General features: G+C 63.0%; 10 protein-coding genes and 1 pseudogene. 5 read left to right on the forward strand and 6 right to left on the reverse strand.

Features of this window, described 5'->3' with window-relative positions:
- Nucleotides 1-68: 68 nt before the first annotated feature.
- On the reverse strand, nt 69-2,360 hold the full coding sequence (gene pbpC / locus AB4N98_RS09325; protein ID WP_068937851.1) for a peptidoglycan glycosyltransferase PbpC: 2,292 nt from the start codon (nt 2,358-2,360) through the stop codon (nt 69-71).
- A gap of 161 nt (nt 2,361-2,521) precedes the next feature.
- Between pbpC and AB4N98_RS09330 the strand changes: the two genes are divergently transcribed.
- Nucleotides 2,522-2,815, forward strand: a complete 294-nt coding sequence (locus AB4N98_RS09330) for a hypothetical protein (protein ID WP_017527871.1) — start codon at nt 2,522-2,524, stop codon at nt 2,813-2,815.
- Nucleotides 2,816-2,905: 90 nt separating this feature from the next.
- Here AB4N98_RS09330 and AB4N98_RS09335 read toward each other — a convergent pair whose 3' ends face one another.
- Nucleotides 2,906-7,807: an alpha-2-macroglobulin family protein gene (locus AB4N98_RS09335; protein WP_460149387.1), complete on the reverse strand. Its 4,902-nt coding sequence runs from the start codon at nt 7,805-7,807 to the stop codon at nt 2,906-2,908.
- A gap of 230 nt (nt 7,808-8,037) precedes the next feature.
- Here AB4N98_RS09335 and AB4N98_RS09340 point away from each other — a divergent pair, with 230 nt between their 5' ends.
- Nucleotides 8,038-9,381 (forward strand): MATE family efflux transporter, encoded by a 1,344-nt coding sequence (locus AB4N98_RS09340; RefSeq protein WP_017527873.1) that lies wholly within the window; start codon nt 8,038-8,040, stop codon nt 9,379-9,381.
- 129 nt (nt 9,382-9,510) lie between these two features.
- Here AB4N98_RS09340 and speA read toward each other — a convergent pair whose 3' ends face one another.
- The 4 genes from speA to AB4N98_RS09360 all read right to left on the reverse strand — a co-directional run bounded on the left by speA (nt 9,511) and on the right by AB4N98_RS09360 (nt 13,633).
- Complete coding sequence (gene speA, locus AB4N98_RS09345; RefSeq protein WP_017527874.1) at nt 9,511-11,424, reverse strand: arginine decarboxylase; 1,914 nt, start codon at nt 11,422-11,424, stop codon at nt 9,511-9,513.
- A 142-nt stretch (nt 11,425-11,566) separates the two neighbouring features.
- Complete coding sequence (locus AB4N98_RS09350) at nt 11,567-11,938, reverse strand: translation initiation factor Sui1 (RefSeq protein WP_017527875.1); 372 nt, start codon at nt 11,936-11,938, stop codon at nt 11,567-11,569.
- A gap of 178 nt (nt 11,939-12,116) precedes the next feature.
- Entirely contained in the window at nt 12,117-12,653 is a 537-nt protein-coding gene (locus tag AB4N98_RS09355) for an NUDIX hydrolase (protein WP_065879411.1), read from the reverse strand.
- A gap of 2 nt (nt 12,654-12,655) precedes the next feature.
- Nucleotides 12,656-13,633, reverse strand: a complete 978-nt coding sequence (locus AB4N98_RS09360; RefSeq protein ID WP_370671257.1) for a DUF2333 family protein — start codon at nt 13,631-13,633, stop codon at nt 12,656-12,658.
- A 391-nt stretch (nt 13,634-14,024) separates the two neighbouring features.
- Here AB4N98_RS09360 and AB4N98_RS09365 point away from each other — a divergent pair, with 391 nt between their 5' ends.
- From AB4N98_RS09365 to aroQ, 3 genes and pseudogenes are all read left to right on the forward strand, one after another.
- The gene (locus AB4N98_RS09365; protein ID WP_017527878.1) at nt 14,025-15,695 is read left to right on the forward strand and encodes a response regulator; all 1,671 of its coding nucleotides are present in this window, start codon (nt 14,025-14,027) and stop codon (nt 15,693-15,695) included.
- A 1,499-nt stretch (nt 15,696-17,194) separates the two neighbouring features.
- A pseudogene (locus AB4N98_RS09370) lies at nt 17,195-17,710 on the forward strand (methyl-accepting chemotaxis protein); the annotation flags it as partial.
- 298 nt (nt 17,711-18,008) lie between these two features.
- The gene (aroQ, locus tag AB4N98_RS09375; protein ID WP_003171482.1) at nt 18,009-18,464 is read left to right on the forward strand and encodes a type II 3-dehydroquinate dehydratase; all 456 of its coding nucleotides are present in this window, start codon (nt 18,009-18,011) and stop codon (nt 18,462-18,464) included.
- Nucleotides 18,465-18,482 lie beyond the last annotated feature (18 nt).

Raw genomic sequence — 18,482 nt, forward strand, 5'->3', positions numbered from 1 at the left:
GGGATGAAGGCAAGTGAATAGGTGCGTTGTGCTCAAGGCCGCCATCGGGGCTTGCTCCCGATGGCAATTTAATCAACAACGCTGAATTCAAGGCGTGCCGTTTGGCCAGCCTCATCAAGGACACTGAGCTGATAACGCCCCAACCGCTCGAAACTGGCATTGATGAAGTCCTGATTGGCACTGTCGCCCAGCGGCTCGCCGTTGAGGAACCACCAGCGTCGGCCACTGCCGCCCAGGGCGGAAAGTTTCAGGCGCAAGGTTTGTTGGCTGCCGGCGGGCAGGCGCAGTTGGTCGCCTTCGCGCACGCCGACGATTGACAGCGGCGAGGACGCCGCCAGTGCCGGTGGCGGGCACTCCGGGTCGGCCGCCGGGATGCGCGCTTCACGGCGTTCCGCCCTCGGCAGCCACGGTTCCAGCGGCGCGGGCCACAGGGCGATACGCCTGGCGACCGCGCCCGGGCAATGGGCATCCACCCGCAGCCCCCTGGCGTTGACCCAGATACTTTCCATCAAGCCCACACTCAGCGGTTGGTCCAAGGCCTGCAAGGTCGGCGGCGTGGTGTTGTCCAGTGTCCAGGCGAAGCGCTGGCGCCGGCAATTGGGGTCGCCGCGGCTCATGGGCTGGCCGAGCGGCCAACAGATCGCCGCCACACCCACGTTCGCCGGCACCGGTTTAACCGGGGCGCTGATGCCGCGCTGGCTGTCGCGGTTGGTCAGCACGTCGTGTACTTGCAGCATCAACGGCGCAGCCGAAGCCAGGCCGAACTGCCCCGGCACCGGCGTGCCGTCCGGTCGGCCGATCCACACGCCGATCAAATAGCGCGGCCCCACGCCGATCGCCCAGGCGTCGCGAAAACCGTAGCTGGTGCCGGTTTTCCAGGCCAGCACCGGGCGCTGGACCAGTTCGGCGCGCGGGTCGCGGTCCGGCCGTGCCTGGCCGCTGAGGATGCGCCGCACAATCCAGGCAGCCCCTGGCGACAGCAACGGCCGTTCTCTAAGCGTGTCGTCCGGCTGCAATCGCAAGGTGGCGCTCTTGCCGTCGCGGGCGAAGGCGCTGTAGCCGCTCACCAGGTCTTCCAGTCGGCTACCCGCGCCGCCCAGGATCAGCGCCAGGTTGGGCTCGGCCAACGCCGGCAATGCCAGGGGCACGCCGCCGATACGCATCTGGGCGGCAAAGCGCTTGGGCCCGTACGCTTCCAGCAACTGCACCGCCGGCAGGTTGAGCGAACTGGACAGCGCCGTGCTCGCCGGCACCGCGCCGGTAAACCCCATGGAGAAGTTGCCCGGCCGGTAATCGCCGTAGCGCCGGGGCACGTCTTGCAACAGCGATTCGGAGTGGATCAAGCCTTCATCCAACGCCATGCCGTACAAAAAGGGTTTGAGGGTGGAGCCGGGCGAACGCAACGCGCTGATCATGTCCACATGACCGAAACGCTTGGCGTCGTTGATGTCCACCGAGCCCAGGTAGGCGCGCACCGCCATGCTTTCTGCCTCGACCACCAGGATCGCGGCCGAGGTGTGCTCCGGCAACCGCGCACGCCATCCCAGCAGCAGGTCTTCGAGGCGGCGTTGCAGGTTGGCGTCCACGGTGGTGCGAATAAGCGGCGGGCTGTCGGGGCGGTTCAGACGCCGGGCGAGCAACGGGGCAAGGCTTGGCTCCAGGCGCGGGGCGAGCAACAGCGGCTCTTGCAGGGCTTCATCGACGGCTGATTGCGGCCATACCTTGAACTCGCCCAGGCGGCGCAGCACCTTGTCGCGGGCAGCCTGGGCGCGTTGCGCGTGACGGTCCGGGCGCAAACGGCTCGGCGCCTGGGGCAACACCGCGAGCAGCGCCGCTTCGGCATGGGTCAACTGTGACGGGGACTTGCCCAGGTAGGCCCAACTGGCCGCCGCCACGCCTTGCAAGGTGCCGCCAAACGGCGCGCGGTTGAGGTAAAGGGTGAGAATTTCATCCTTGGACAAGTGCCATTCCAGCTGCGCCGTACGCCACAGTTGACGCAACTTTCCCTGGAAGGTGCGCGAATGCGGATCGAGCAAGCGCGCCACCTGCATCGACAAGGTGCTGCCGCCGGACACCACCCGCGCACCGGTCAGGTTCTGCCAGGTCGCCCGCGCCAGTGCCAGCGGGTTTACGCCCGGGTGCTGGAAGAACCAGCGGTCTTCGTAGGTGAGCAACGCATCCAGGTAATACGGCGACACTTCGTTGGTCTGCACCGGGTAGCGCCACACGCCATTGGCATCGGCGAACCGCCACAACGGTGTGCCATCCTCGGCCAGAACCACCCGTGCCAGGTCATCCTGGGGCAAGGGCAAGGGCCAGATGCGGTCGGCCAGCCATAACAGGGCAATCACCAGCAGCACAGACCCAAGAGCCCAGCGCAGTAAACCCTGTGGGCCCCGTGTACGCCCTTGAAGGATTAATCGAAACCTCAAACCGGCAAACCTCTATGCTTGTAGGGAACTAGCCTGTCGCAATAACAACCAATGCACAGATACGCCCACCTTCTCATCAGGACACACACATGCAGGTAGAAAGCTTCTTCGAATGGTTGGGCCAGGCGCTCGGTTCCGTCATCCGGTTTATCGTCGATGGCCTCAGTGGGCTGTTCGGTGCGCTGACCCATGCCGGCGGCAACTTTATCGAAGGCCTGTCGCGCACGTTGGGCATGGACACCTCGATCATCAGCATTCTCACGCTGATCATCGGCCTGATGTTGTTGTATTCGGCGGTACGCGCATTCATGCGGGCATCGATCATCATGGGGATTATCTGGTTGATGCTGGGCCTGTGGCTGCTCAGTTGGGTCGTGCACTGACCCTGAAACTGCCACAGCCCCCTGTGGGAGGGAGCCAGTCGAATCGTCGCACCGCCCCTCCCACATTCATCTTCATTCCAAGCTGAAGTATCAGCGGCCCTTGATCACCAGATCCGCCGGGGTCTCTCCCACCGCCTGCCAGTTCGGCCGGTACATCGACTCCACCTGCGGCGGCGGCACGCGGTAAGTGCCCGGTGTCACCGCACGCGCCAGGTACAGCAGGTGCGTGGTGCCATCGCTGTCCAGGTTGATCGCCACCACGTAGCGATCATCACGGAATTCCTGATGCTTGAGCGCCGCGTTCTGCATCGACTCACGCCACTCCTTCACTTGGCTGCTGGCGTTTTCCAGGCTGGCGGCGCTTTGCGCCAGGTTCTGGTTTTCCAGCTCCAGGCCGGCGGGCAGCAGGTCGACCACCAAGGCATCCGGCACACGCTGCTTGGCGCTGACCGCCAAATGCACCAGTACCAGGTCGCCGCTATTGAGGTTGCGCAGGTTCAGCGGCTGGCCATTCATGCCCAGGTATTCGCGGCGGATGCTCAGGTTCTCGCCACCCGGCGCCGGTGGCACCTGGGGGTAACCCGAAATGGTCAGTTGCTGATACACCGGCGTGTCACTCTGATTGCTCAGGCTCAGGTCGTCGGAGAGCAATTTGTCGTCCAGTTGCAGCGTCGATTGTTGGTTATTCAACTCGCGTACGCCGCCACTGCCGGTCAGGGATACTTGCCAGTTTGCCTCAGGCCGGGCGAACCCAAGCCGCCCGGCCAGGAACAGCGAATTACGCTCCTGGGTCGACAAATACGGGCTGGCCGCCAATTGGTCCGACAGCGTAAACAGGCGCTCTTCACGCTTGCCCTTGGCCAGATCGTTTTCTTCAAGCAAGGCCAAGATCATCGCTTGGTCACGCAGCGGGCTGCCATAGTCGGCCAGCCATTCCTTGGCGCTGCGCTGCGCCGCCAAGCCGGCCTGCAAGGCCTGGTCCGCACGCGGCTGATCGCCCATTTTTTGCAGGGCGACGGCCAACTGCACCAGCGGCAACCCGGAACGCGCATCGCTGCGGCGCTCGAAAATACTGCGCAACGCCCCCAGCGGCGCCTGCTGACTGCGCGCCAACACCATGCCTGCATACGCTTGCACGGCAAAGCGCGTGTGTTCGGCATTGTCGCTGTAATCGACCTCGATCAGGTTGCGCTCCTGCACATACCGCAACAGGCGCTCGCTGGCCTTTTTCAGCGCGTCGCCCGGCACGGCAAAACCCTGGTCGCGGGCACGCAGCAAGAAGTCGGTGACGTAGGCGGTCAGCCAATATTCTTCCTCGCCATCGGCGCCCCACAAGCCAAAGCTGCCGTTGTAGCGCTGCATGCCCAGCAGGCGTTCGATGCCCAGTTCGATCTTGCGTTTGCGCTCGGCATCCGGCTCGCCCTTGATGCTCAGGCGCTTGAGCAACGCATCGTCGGCATACAGCGACGGGTACAGGCCGCTGGCGGTTTGCTCCAGGCAACCGTATGGGTAGGCCTTGAGCGCCTTGATCTGCGCCCCGAGATTCAACGGCGGCCGGCTCGACAGGCTCAGCAGCGCTTCGCGCCCCGAGGTATCGAATTGCTCAAGGGTGGCGGCAGGCAAGCTCCAGGGTTCGCTTTTCAGCACCGCGCGATACTGCTTGAGCAACGCGGGGTACGCAGGACGCACACCCAGGGCCCACTCCCGGCTGAACGGCGGCAGGCTTTCACCCGGCAGGTCCAGCCCGTTGACCGTCACTTTCACCTTGCCCTGGCCCAAACCGCCCCAGGCTTTGACCGGAATACGCAGCGTCGTGCGCTGGCCCTGCTTGAGTTCGACGGTTTGCGCGCCACCGTTGACGAGCTCCAACTGGCCGTCTGCGCTCAGTTGCACGTCGAGTTTCTGCGCCTTGCCCGACAGGTTGGACAGGTCCAGCGCCAGGCTGGTCTGGTCTCCACCCGCGAGGAAGCGCGGCGCCGACAGCTCGGCGATCAGCGGCGCGGCAATCACCGTCCTGGCTTCAGCCATGCCGTAGCGATCTTCGCTCCAGGCCTGGGCCATCAGGCGCAGTTCGCCGTTGAAGTCGGGGATATTGACGCTGACTTCGCCCTCGCCCTTGTCATTCAGGGCTACCGGCGCGCTTTGCAGGGCGACGATGGTCACGCTGGTGTCCGGGCGCTTGCCGCCCTTGGCCAGCGCGGCATCACCGCCAAAGGCCAGGCTGGCCAGACGGCCCTGGCCGGCTTCGATCAGTTGGCCGTAGATGTCGAACTGGTCCACGCCATAGGCCTTGCGGCCGAACAGGCTGGCGTAGGGATCGGGCGTCGGGTATTGGGTGATATTGAGGATGCCCACGTCCACTGCCGCTACCAGCACATGCACCTGTTTGGGGACGCTGCCATCGGCATTCTTGGCCGCGACTTTCACCGTCAACGGCTGCTTGGGACGCATTTTTTCCGGCGCGGTGAGGGTAACGCCCAGTTTGCGCTGGGTGCGATCCAACGGCAGGTGCAGCAAGCCAACCGCCCGTTTGGGGGTGATATTGGCTTTGCGCTCGCCGGGACGAATCACCAACGCACTCACGTACAGGTCATGGCGCGACCATTTCGGGTCGAGCTTCACCGCGAAGCTTTTGCCTTCGGCCGGCACCTCGATTTCCTGCCACCACAATGGCCCTTCGGCGGACTCCACCAACAGGTAGCCTTTACCGGCGGCCGGCGGCGTAACGGTGACGTTGGCGGTATCGCCGTCGCCATACGCCGGTTTATCCAGCGCCAGCTTGACCTGGTCGGGGCGCACGGCGCCGCCTTCGGTGTTGTCCTGGGCCTGGTAACCGGCCCAGAAGCGCAGGCTGCTGACCAGGCCGGTCTGCGGGTCTTCGACCTCGACGCGGTACGGCCCCCACTCCACCTGGAAGCTGACCTTGGCGGTGTCGCCGGCCTTGATGTTCAGGCTCTGTTCGTCGAGGTTGAGGAATTTCTCGTTGTAGTGGTAGCTCCAGCCGTCGTTGTCCGAGTAGTTCCAGTAGTAGTCGCGGCGCTCGCGCACCAGGCGCACCTTAAGGTTCTGCGCGGCGAGTTTCTGCCCGTCCGGGTTGGCCAGCAGCACTTCGAATTCCGCCGGGCCATCGCCATTGGTTTCGGTGCCGTCAAACAGCCCACGCAGGCCCGGCATCTGCTCCGCCGGCCAGATCGGTTGCACCAGGCGTCGGGTAATCGGGCGTCCGCCCGACTCCTGCAGGCTGGCCTGCACGATCAGTTGCAGCGGCGACTTGGCCTCGGCCCATTTGCTTTCCAGGATGATTTTTTCCTGGCCCTTGGCATCCAGCACGCCCTCGTCCAGTTCGAAATCCTGGCTCAGTTCTTCTTCGGTGACGGAGCCGAATTGATAGCCCGGCAGCGCCTTGACCGCTTCACGCAAGGGCCGCACATACACTTGCCCGCTGACCCGATTGCCGGCGGCCGGCGCGCCGTAGAGGTAGCGCCCGTCGAGCTGAATCACTGCGGTCTGCGCTGGGTTCAGCGGCGTGTCGCTGCCCTTGAGTTCGAGCGCCAGGCGCTCGGGCAGGAAGTCTTCGACGAGGAATTCATACAATTGCGGTTTGCCATCGCCCAGGTCGAACACCAACTGCCAGCGCCCGGTCGGTGCTTCGCCGGCCAGTTGCAATTGATATTGATAGAGGCCGGAAGCGTCGGCGTCCCACACAAACTTGCGGCTGACCTGTTCGTCGGGGCGGCGCACCTCGACACTCACCGGTTGCGGCTTGACTGCATTGCCGTCCTTGTCGCGCAGCAGCGCATTGAGCAGCACGGTTTCGCCGGGGCGGTACAGGTCGCGCGGGCCGAACACAAAAAACTGCAGTGGGTGCGACGGTTGGCCGCCAATATCGAACTCCGCCAGGTCCAGCGCCGCGCTGTCCAGGCGCAACAGGCTGGTTTGCTCGCCCTGCTTGGCCAGCAGCACCTGGGCTTTTTTCGGCAACGGCAGCTGCGCGTGGCCGCCCTTTTCGGTCTTGCCCTGGCCGACCACTCGGCCGTCGGCGTCGAGCACTTCCAGGGCCACGTCGTCCAGCGCCTTGCCGCCGTCCAGAGCCTGGGTGAACACATCCAGACGATTGGCGTAGCGATGCACCGACAGGCCGATGTCACTCAAGGTAAATAGCGTGGCCGGCTGCGAATAGTTGTAGGTGCCCGACGCGCGCATCACCGCCAGGTACACCCCCGGCTGCTGCAATTGTTTGAGGCCGGCGATCGGCAGCAACAGCGTTTCGCGGGTGTTGCGTGCAGGTTTCAGGTCGAAGCGGCCGCCATAGACCAGGTCGGCCAGCGGCAGCAATTCGCGGGACTCATAACTTTGCAGGCTGGTATTGCGCCCCCACTGCGCCAGGAACGAGGGCAGCGATTCGGGCTTGATACGGAAGAATTCGACGTCGATCTTGTCGACGTTCAACGCAATCACCGGCAGGCCCTCGGCCAGGCGCGTCGGCAACAGCGTGCCACGGCTGGCGAAGCCGACAGTGGCTTGCAGGTCGCGGGTTTCCAGGCGGGAGGTGTATTCGGCGGCGAGCTTGTTTTGATTGACTGCCTCGACCCCGGCATCCACCGTCAACACCAATTTGCGCTGGGGTTCCAGATGGCGCAGGCGCAGCTCCATCAGGTTGTCGGACAGCTCCCAGGCGCCGTCGACCTTGCCGGACTTGCTGTCCACCAGATGGAGTTTGTCGGCGAACTTCTGATCGGGGTCCAGCGGGATCGAGAAACTCACCGACAGCGTGCTGGCCCCGTCCAACTGCACCTCGGACACGTCCACCACGCTCAACTCACGCCCGGCATAACGCTGCTTCAACGCCGCCACATCCACCGCGGCCTTGACCGGTTTCGGCGCGGTGGTCGCCGCCGCCGCAGGAGCGGTGGGAGCGGCGGGTTTGTCGGAGGAATCGCAGGCGCTCAGCAGGGCCAGCGCGCAAGCGAGAAACAGTCCTTTGTTAAGCATGGGGCACTCATCGTCAGAGGGAACCGGGGGGTGAACTATATATCAGCCGGGGTAAGGCCGATGTGGCGCTGGTCACATTGACCGACGGAGGGTGGGTTTGTTCTGGAGGAGCCTGAAGCCAAGCCAAATCCCACAGCCTGCGAAGATCAAAATGTGGGAGGCCCCCTCCCACATTCGCCCTGCTGCGCGGCTGATGGCCGGGTACAATGCCGCTCCCCCAAGGAGCCCGCATGCCCACCTTACTGACTGACTGGCGCGACCGCCCTACGCATCACCGTGTATGGGCTTTGGCCGCGCCGATGATTCTGTCGAATATCTCCGTGCCGCTGGTGGCGCTGGTGGACAGCATGGTCATCGGCCACTTGCCCCACGCCCATCAACTGGGCGCGGTGGCCGTCGGGGCCAGCCTGTATACCTTCCTTGCCTGGGCCATGGGCTTTTTGCGCATGGGCTCTACCGGGTTCGCCGCCCAGGCCGCCGGGCGCAATGATGGCGCGGCACTGCGGCAGATCCTGTTGCAAGGTTTGCTGCTGGCGCTGGGCCTGGCGATGCTGCTCGGCACCGTGGGCATTCCGCTGAGCCACCTGGCCCTGGAATGGATGCAGCCCTCGCCCGAATTGAACCAACTGACCCGCGACTTCTTCCACACGCGTCTGTTCGGCCTGCCCGCCGCGCTGGCCAGCTATGCCTTGGTCGGCTGGTTCCTCGGCACGCAGAACGCCCGCGCACCGCTGGCGATCCTGCTGACCACCAACCTGGTGAATATTGCGCTGAACCTGTGGTTTGTCCTCGGCCTGGACTGGGGCGTGGTCGGCTCCGCCCGCGCCTCGGTGATCGCCGAATGGACCGGCGCCCTGCTCGGCCTGGCGCTCACGCAAAAAGCCCTGCGCGCCTACCCCGGCCATATCGCCTGGGCCGCGTTGAAGCGGTGGCACAGCTGGCGCCCACTGCTGGCGGTAAACCGCGACATCTTTATCCGCAGCCTGGCGCTGCAGTCGGTGTTCTTTATGATCACCGTACAAGGCGCACGCCTGGGGGATGCCACGGTGGCCGCCAATGCCTTGCTGCTCAATGGGCTGTTGCTGACCGCGCATGCCCTGGACGGCCTGGCTCACGCCGTCGAAGCCCTGTGCGGGCACGCCATCGGCGCCCGAGACCGCCAAGCCCTGCGCCGCTCGCTGGTAGTGGCCGGCGGTTGGTCGCTGATCGCCAGCGTTGGCTTTGCGCTGTTGTTTACCTTGGCCGGGCACGTGTTTATCGCCATGCAAACCGATATCCCCAGCGTGCGCGAAACGGCTGACCTCTACCTGCCTTACCTGGCGGTACTGCCGTTGATTGCGGTGTGGAGTTATTTGCTCGATGGCTTGTTTATCGGCGCAACGCGCGCGCGCGAAATGCGCAATGGGATGGTGCTGACGGTGTTGTTGGTGCTGCCGATTGCCTGGGCGTTGCAGGGGCTGGGCAACCACGGGCTGTGGATAACTTTCCTGCTGTTCATGGCGGTGCGCAGTTTGACGCTGTGGGCGATTGCCTGGCGGCTGAATCGCCAAGGGCTTTGGCTGGGAGCTAACTGAAGAAATACAATCCAAATGTGGGAGGGGGCTTGCTCCCGATAGCAGAGTGTCAGGCAACTAAATTGTTGCTGATATACCGTTATCGGGAGCAAGCCCCCTCCCACATTTTTAAATCTGTATCAGTTGATGTTACGAGGACAGGTAGGAGGAGCGGGTCAAGCCAAGACGCAGCGCATCCAGGAACTGGGTGCGCTCAGACGCCGAGATCTTCGCACTCGCACACTTGTCACGGTAATGCGTCATCAATTCCTCCGGCGACAAGTGCACGTAGCGCAGCATGTCTTCGATGGTGTCGTGGGTCTCGATCCCGGCGCTGTACACCGAACCGTCTTCACGCTGGTAGATGTTCACCGAGTCGGTGTCACCGAACAGGTTATGCATGTCGCCCAGAATCTCCTGGTAGGCACCCACCAGGAAGATGCCCAGCAGGTAGTCCTCGCCTTCATTCAAGGCATGTACCGGCAGGCTGGTCTCGATGCTCTGCTCGTCGACGTATTGCTTGATCTTGCCGTCGGAGTCGCAGGTCAGGTCTTGCAGCACGGCACGGCGCAGTGGTTCTTCGTCGAGGCGATGCAGCGGCAGGATCGGCAGCACCTGGCCGATCGCCCAGGTGTCCGGCAGGCTCTGGAACACCGAGAAGTTACAGATGTACTTGTCGGCCAGCTTGTCGTTGAGTTCGTCCAGCACTTGGCGGTGCGAGCGCTGGCGAGCCTTGAGCGAGTTGTGCAGGCGGCGGCACACGGCGAAGTAGCATTGCTCGGCCAGGGCTTTCTCGGCCAGGGTCAGCTTGCCGTCGGCGTACTGGGTGGCCACGTCGCTCATGTAGTGGGTAGCGCGCCAGTAGGTTTCGGTGACCATCTCGATATCGGTGGGGCCGAGCAGGTCCACCAGCCATTGCACGGTTTCCGGCAGGCTTTCCTTGTTCTCGATCTTTGGGATTTCGTCGTTGTGTTTCTCCACGTCGGTGACCTGCACCACCAGCATGGCGTGGTGCGCGGTCAGGGAGCGGCCGCTTTCGGAGAAAATGTGCGGGTGCGGCAGGCTCTGCGCGTCGCAGAATTCCTTGAGCATGCCCACGACCACACCGGCGTAGTCGTCCATGTCGTAGTTGATCGAGCTGGCATTGCGCGAGTGGGTGCCGTCGTAATCCACGCCCAGGCCACCGCCGACGTCGATGTGATCCACCGGCAGGCCGAGGTTGCGCAGTTCGCCGTAGTAACGAATGGCTTCCTTGAAGCCGTGCTGGTAGTCGGCCAGGTTGGCGATCTGCGAGCCCATGTGGAAGTGCAACAGGCGGATGCCCTGGTCCAGGCCGGCCGCGCGGAAACGCTCGACCACCGACAGCAATTGCGCCGCCGACAGGCCGAACTTGGACTTCTCGCCACCGGTGTCCGCCCACTTGCTCGACGCCAGCGACGACAAGCGCACACGCAGGCCGACCTGCGGCTTGACCTTGAGGCTGGCGGCCTCTTCGATCACCAGGCCGACTTCGGATTCCTTCTCGATCACGATAAACACGTTGTGGCCGAGCTTCTGGCCCATCAGCGCGAGGCGGATGAATTCACGGTCCTTGTAACCGTTGCAGACGATGGTGCCGCCCTTCGGCGCCAGGGCCAGCACGGCCAGCAACTCGGGCTTGGAACCGGCTTCCAGGCCGATGGACACGTTCTGGGTGGCGATGATGTTTTCGATCACCGCTTCCTGCTGGTTCACCTTGATCGGGTACAGCGCGGTGTACTTGCTCTGGTATTCCAGGCGCTCGATGTTGGCATCGAAGGCGCCGGTCAGTTGGCGCACGCGGTCTTGCAGGATATCGGGAAAGCGCACCAGCAATGGCAACGACAGGCCGCTTTTGCGCAACTGGTCGACTTGCTCGTACAGGTCGACGGGCGTGCTGTTCGGGCCGTTCGGACGGACTTCAACGCGACCGGCGTCGTTGATCGCGAAATATCCGGCCCCCCAATGGCGAATCCCGTAAACACTGCGGCTGTCCGCAACTGTCCATTGGCTGCCATCGTCTTTGCGTGTGCGTCGTACGGACATCGAAGTCCCCTATAAATGAAGGCGAAGGCGCCACCCCTCGTGGAGGCTGGCGCAGTCTAAAGAATGAAAATGACGATTTGCCTGTAAGAAGGTCAGACCCCACTCGCAGGACAGAGTTTAGACACAGGTTGGGAAGCGGCTGTCAGCCGCCGGACTTCTTGGCCTTGTAACCCAGCTTGATCAGCTCGGCCAACAGCAGTTCGACGTGATCGCCCTGGATCTCGATGACCCCGTCTTTCAACGCGCCACCGGTGCCGCAACGCTTTTTCAGCGCGGTGGCCAGTTCCTTCAGCGCCTCTTCAGCCAGCGGCACGCCGGTGATGGTGGTCACCGTCTTGCCGCCACGGCCCTTGCTCTCGCGTCGCACGCGGGCAATACCGTCGCCTTCAGGGATCAGGGTCTGTTTGCAGGTGCACGAACCCACGGGCTGACGACAGTCCGGGCAGTGTCGACCTGCATCGGTGGAAAATACCAGGCCACCAAGGGCGGCGAAGGATGCGGCTTTTTTGGCCACCGGCAATCCTCTTGGGAGGATGAAGACTGATCGGCGCGCCAAGCGTCACCGACCGCGAAGCCCCACTCAGGCAGGGGCAGCGCTACCGAGTCGCCAAGGCGGCTCGGGTGAAAAGTCGCGCAGTGTAACGGCAAAAAGCGAAGTTGCTAAGAGCCAAATGGCGCCAATTCATGCAAGTTTAGCGACGCAAGGCCAGATAGCGCCGCAAGCCCTCTTGAGCATCCGGGCAGTAAGGCTTTTGCGCAGCCTCTTGCAGCACCGTTTCGATGGGTAAAAAGCGCGCCTCCATGACTTCTTCAGGCTGCAAGTGCAGGGGGCCATCCCACACGGCGGAGTAGGACATGCACCACAGGCGGCTATCGCCATCCTCAAAATAAAAGTGGTCGTGCTCGACCAGCTCCACCCCGCTCACGCCGAGTTCTTCAGCCAATTCCCGCTGCGCCGACTGGGCATAACTCTCCCCCGCCGCCACCATGCCACCGGCCGCCGTGTCCCAGAAACCTGGGTACAGCGCCTTGCTCAAGGTGCGCCGATGCACACACAGCTCACCTCGGGTGTTGAACAGGAAGATAAAGGTGCAGCGGCCGATCAGGCCGCGCTGGCGAAGGTCAGACCGGACAAGGTGACCGAGCAGGTTGTCCTGCTCGTCGACCCAGCAGATCAGTTCGGCATCGGAGGCCGCGCGGTGGGCGGCCTCCTTCTGAGCGGCGTCCATCATCAACCCTGGTTGAGGAGCTGACGCAAATCGATCACTGCAGCGTTGGCCCTGGAAATGTAGTTGGCCATCACCAGCGAGTGGTTCGCCAGCACACCGAAGCCGCTGCCATTCAGAATCATGGGGCTCCACACCGGTTCCTGCGAGGCCTCCAGTTCACGAATGATCTGGCGCACGCTGACGGTGGCGTTTTTCTTGGCGAGTACGTCGGCAAAGTCGACTTCGATGGCGCGCAGCAGGTGAGACAACGCCCACGCCTGGCCACGGGCTTCGTAGAACACGTTGTCGATCTGCATCCATGGCGTCTCCACCACTTCTTCATCGACCTGCGGCACTTCACCCGGCGCCAGGGCTTCGGTTTTCAGTGCGGTGTTCAACTTGACCCGACCGACGCTGGCCGACAGGCGTTGCGACAATGAGCCCAGACGGGTGGCGACATCGCCCAGCCAGTTGTTCAGGTTGTCGGCACGCGCATAAAACAGCGCGCCGCGCTGGTTCGGGTCGGACAGGCGCGCTTCATAACGGTTCAGGGAGTTGATGCCTTCCTGGTATTCGGACTCGCTGGACGGCAGCACCCAACTCTTGTTGTCAAAGTTGAAACGCGGCTCGGCCTTGGCCAGGTCGGCGTCTTCAGCCGATTGCGACTGGGAGCGGGCAAAGTCCTTGCGCAGGGCGCGGGTCAGGTCACGCACCTGCACCAGCACGCCGTATTCCCAGCTGGGCATGTTGTCCATCCACAGGCCTGGCGGGAAACGGTCGTTGGAAATATAGCCGCCGGGCTTGTTCAGCAAGGTGCCGACCACGGTCTTGAGGGTTTCAACGGTGGTGTAGCCCACCACCATCTGCTTGCCTTCCTTCTCGGCGGCAAGCTGGGCGTTTTGCTGGACCGGGAACAGCGCCGGCTCTTCGCTCCAGTACCAGCCCAGGGCGCCGGTGACCAACAGGTACAGGCCGAGCACGCTGAGCACCGCTCGGCTCATCAGCAGAGTACGAAAATAGCTGCGGTTGGCCGACTTGGGCTCAGGGGCGGGGCCTTTGGCACTGCCTGCACGGTTTTTCCAGTCCAGCATGGCGATATCCTTTCAATCACTTGAGTTCATGCACTTTAAAAGGCGGCGTGCGTTCACACACTCCGACAGCAACCCTACCCCATCGTGCCAGCCAATGCGGGGCTTTTCGTCAAACTGGCGCGCCTGGGGAGTTGGACTATAAAGGATGCACGCTTTTTACGCTGCGCGACCGGCCGGTCATCAACTGAATGTCGGGATATGCGCAGTTAATTGATGTATGACACTGATGCGATTCGAAAGAGGTGCTAGCATAGAGCCATCATTTTCGATCTCAGCATGCACCCTTACTAGCAGTCAGGATATGACCGAGTCAGAAGACCCCAGCCGTGAGCGTCTCAAGCAGCACTTTGCCCAGCGGGTAATTCATCAGGCACGTCAAATTCTTGAGATCTGGCAGCGCCTGCAACGCAGCGAATGGTCGAACGCCGACTTCAGCGAACTCAGCGAAGCCAACCTGCGCCTGCTGCGCTTTGCCGAGCGCTTTGAACAACCGGAGCACGGCCAGCTGGCGCGCCATATTGGCGAGTCGCTGAAGGCCGTGGACGAAAACCGCGGGCGCCTGAGCAGCCAACTGATCACCGAACTCAACCGCCTGATGCAGCGCCTGTCCCGCACCGGCCTGCGTCAAGGCGACCAGTTGGAACAGACGCTCCTGCCGCCGATGCGCAAGCCGATCTACGTGATGCTGGCCGATCACGACCGCGCCGAGCGCCTGGCCAAGCAGCTGGAATTTTTTGGCCTGAGCGCGCAGTCGCTGGACAGCGTGGCGGCATTTCGTGCATCGATGGCCGAGCGCTTGCCGTCGGCGATTGTGATGGACGTGGATTTCTGCGGCGCAGGCCTGGGCCTCAAGCTCGCCGCCGAAGCCCAGGAAGGCCTGGAGCACAAGCTGCCGCTGCTGTTTTTCAGCCTGCACGAAACCGACACCCCAACCCGACTGGCGGCCGTGCGCGCCGGTGGCCAGGAGTTCCTCACCGGCACCCTGGAAGCCTCCAGCCTGCTGGAAAAGATCGAAGTGCTGACCTGCGTCGCTCAGTACGAACCCTACAAAGTGCTAATCATCGACGACTCACGGGCCCAGGCGCTGCACACCGAGCGTCTGCTCAACAGCGCCGGCATCGTCACCCGCACCCTGATCGAGCCGATCCAGGCCATGGCCGAGCTGGCGGATTTCCAGCCCGACCTGATCATCCTCGACATGTATATGCCCGCGTGCACCGGTACCGAGCTGGCCAAGGTGATCCGCCACAACGACCGCTATGTGAGCGTGCCGATCATCTACCTGTCGGCCGAAGATGACCTGGATAAACAGCTGGATGCCATGAGTGAAGGCGGCGACGACTTCCTCACCAAGCCGATCAAGCCACGCCACCTGATCACCACCGTGCGTAACCGCGCGGCCCGCGCACGCCACCTCAAGGCGCGGATGGTGCGCGACAGCCTGACCGGCCTGTACAACCACACCCATATCCTGCAACTGCTCGAAGACTGCAGCTTCCGCGCACGCCGCGAGAACAAGCCGCTGAGCTTTGCCATGCTCGATATCGACCACTTCAAGCGCGTCAATGACAGCCATGGCCACCCCATGGGCGACCGCGTGATCAAGAGCCTGGCGCTGTTTCTCAAGCAGCGGTTGCGCAAGACCGACTATATCGGGCGCTACGGCGGTGAAGAATTTGCCATTGTGATGCCCGACACCGACCTGGAGTCGGCCTGCAAAGTGCTGGACGAGATCCGTGGGCGCTTTGCCGAAATCCATTATCCGGCCCAGCCCCAGGACTTATGGTGCACCTTCAGCGCCGGGCTGGTGGAGCTGTGCGATGACTCCGACAGCTTGATGATGGCCGCTCAGGCGGACGAAGCGCTGTACCGCGCCAAGGGCGCAGGACGCAATCGTGTACAGGCCGCGCGCACATCAAAGCAAAGTGCCACCTTTTCACCGGAATCCACTGATTCCGTCATAACTTTGTAATGTAAATGCAATAACTTCAGGCACTTACCTTTTGCTGTCGGTTGAAACCCCGCATGCGCCTGAAGCTGCTGACCAATCTCAATACCCTTCTTCTGGTGGCCGTGTGCCTGGCACTCGGGGCGACGCTGTGGTGGTCGCAACGCGCGCTGGAACGCCCGTATCTATTGATGGAACGCTACCTGGGGCTGTCGCAGAGCTTTCAGAACCAGGCCGCGCGCAATATCGACGACTACCTGGCCAGCGGCGACGCCCTGCGCTTGAGCAGCGCCAGCCAGAGCCTGGAAAACCTGCTGCGGGACCTGAATGAATTGCCCGCCGAGCTGGCGCAAAATCTGCGCCCCAGCCTGGTAGAGCTGGACGCCTTCAGCAAAACCGACCTGCTCGCCGCCGGCAAGTTGGCCGGCGACCCGCAAGCCCTGTTGCTGCAAGCCGAACGCGAACTGGGCGCGAACCTGGAGCAATTGGGCCAGTACGCCATGGGCGTGAACGCCCCCGAAGCAGCGCGTTATCTGCCGCCGCTGCTGGCCGCATCCCAGCATCTGGGCAAACTGTCCCTGGCGCGCGACAAACTGGTGAGCAGCGGACGCGCGGAACTGGCCGCTGACGTGGAGCGCGAAGTCGGCAGTATCCGCAGCCAGGCTGACCTGCTGGAGCAACTGCCCTTGCTCGGCGTCAAAACCAGTACCGAATCCAACACCGACGATTTTTCCGCCCTGATGGGCCTGCAAAACAGCGAAAAAACCGAAGCCCAGGACACCGGCGTCGACCTCAAGCGCGAACTCAACAGCTTGCTGACCCGCTACCCCGCCGAACTCCAGCGCACCCGCGAGCAGATCCAGAAACGCGCCGACCTGGCCGCCGCCACCCATCTGAAAATCAGCGCGGTGCAACAGGCCATCGCCGGTCTTGAGCCGGTGGTGCGCGCACAACACGCCATTATCCAGGGCGAAGTGCGCGTGATGCAGGGCGTGATGATCGGCTTGATCCTGCTGATTGCGCTGCTGATCGACACCTTGCAACGGCGCCTGGCGCGCGTGCTGACCAACCTGGCGCCGGCCCTGTCGACCTGGGGCGAAGGCGACTTCAGCCAGCCGATCGCCCTGGGCAAGACCAATCGCGAACTGCACGATATCGAAGCCTCACTGAACCGCTTGCGCGCCTACCTGGCGGACCTGGTGGGCACTATTCGCGGCAATGCCCAGGAAGTGGCCGGCAGCAGTCGCGCCCTCGCCGAACTGAGCAGCGGCTTGCACGACGGCGCCGAGCGCCAGGCCGGGGACACCGCGCAGATTCGTGACTCGCTGGGCGAACTGGAGGCCACCATCCAGCAAGTGGCCGGCGATGCCAGCCAGGCCGCCGGCGCCAGCCGCAGTGCGGGCCAGGCCGTAGAGCAAGGCCAACGGGTGATAGGCCTGAGCCTCACCGGCCTGCACGCGCTGGTGGGAGAAGTGCAGCAAAACGCGCAGATGATCGAAAAACTCGCCGCCGAGTCCGCCACCATCGGCGGCGTGCTCACCGTGATTCGCTCGATTGCCGACCAGACCAACCTGCTGGCACTCAATGCCGCGATCGAGGCCGCCCGCGCCGGGGAAGCAGGCCGTGGGTTTGCGGTAGTCGCCGATGAAGTGCGCACACTGGCCCAACGCACGGCGGGCGCCACCGCTGAAATCCAGGGTTTGATCAGCGGCCTGCAAACCGCCGCCCACCAGTCGGTGGAAGGCATGCGCGCGCAGGTCGAACATGCCGAAGCCACCGCCCAGCAGGCCCAGGCGGCCGACGGCGCGCTGGATGAAATCGTCGGGGCGATCCAGACAATTTCCGACACGGCGGTACGCATTGCCGATGTGACCGCGCAGCAGAGCGGCGCCGTGAGCGAAATTCGCGACAACAGCGAAAGAATTCACCAGTTGGGTGAGGATAATTTGCTGCGTATCGGCCAGGGCCGCCGCCAGGGCGAACACCTGTTGGCGCTGGGTGGGCAGCTCAATACGGCGGTGCAGGCCTTCCGCGTTTGAACCGACCTCATGCCAAATACAGTTCAACATGTGGGAGGGGGCTTGCTCTCGATAGCGGTGGATCAGTTACAGATAGTGAGACTGACACACTGCAATCGGGGGGCAAGCCCCCTCCCACATTTGATCTCCTGGGGGTTCAAAACCGTGTTGGCAATGACCAGACTGGAGAACTGGGTCACATATTTTTCGCAATCCTCGCTAATCGTGCGGCCTACTGCATAGAACTGGACAGTCACAAAGGCTTTGCGGCATAGTCGCCGGGTTCTGCCGTACTCCCCTCAATAACAAGGAACAGCCGATGGCGACCTTACTGGTTCTTCACGGACCCAACCTGAACCTGCTCGGCACCCGTGAACCGGGCGTCTACGGGGCAGTGACCCTGGATCAGATCAACCTCGATCTGGAACGACGGGCCCGTGAAGCCGGCCACCATCTGCTCTACCTGCAAAGCAATGCCGAGTATGAATTGATTGATCGCATCCATGCCGCGCGCGGCGAAGGCGTGGACTTTATCCTGATCAATCCCGCCGCTTTTACGCATACAAGCGTTGCATTACGTGACGCGCTGCTGGCGGTGAGCATCCCATTCATCGAAGTGCATTTATCGAACGTGCACAAACGCGAACCTTTCCGCCATCACTCTTACTTCTCCGACGTAGCAGTAGGAGTGATCTGCGGCCTTGGCGCCAGCGGTTACCGACTGGCCCTGGAGGCCGCCCTGGAACAGCTTGAAGAACAGGCTAAACGCCCCTGACCGACCCTTGGGAGTTGA

Source organism: Pseudomonas sp. S3_E10, from assembly GCF_054667615.1.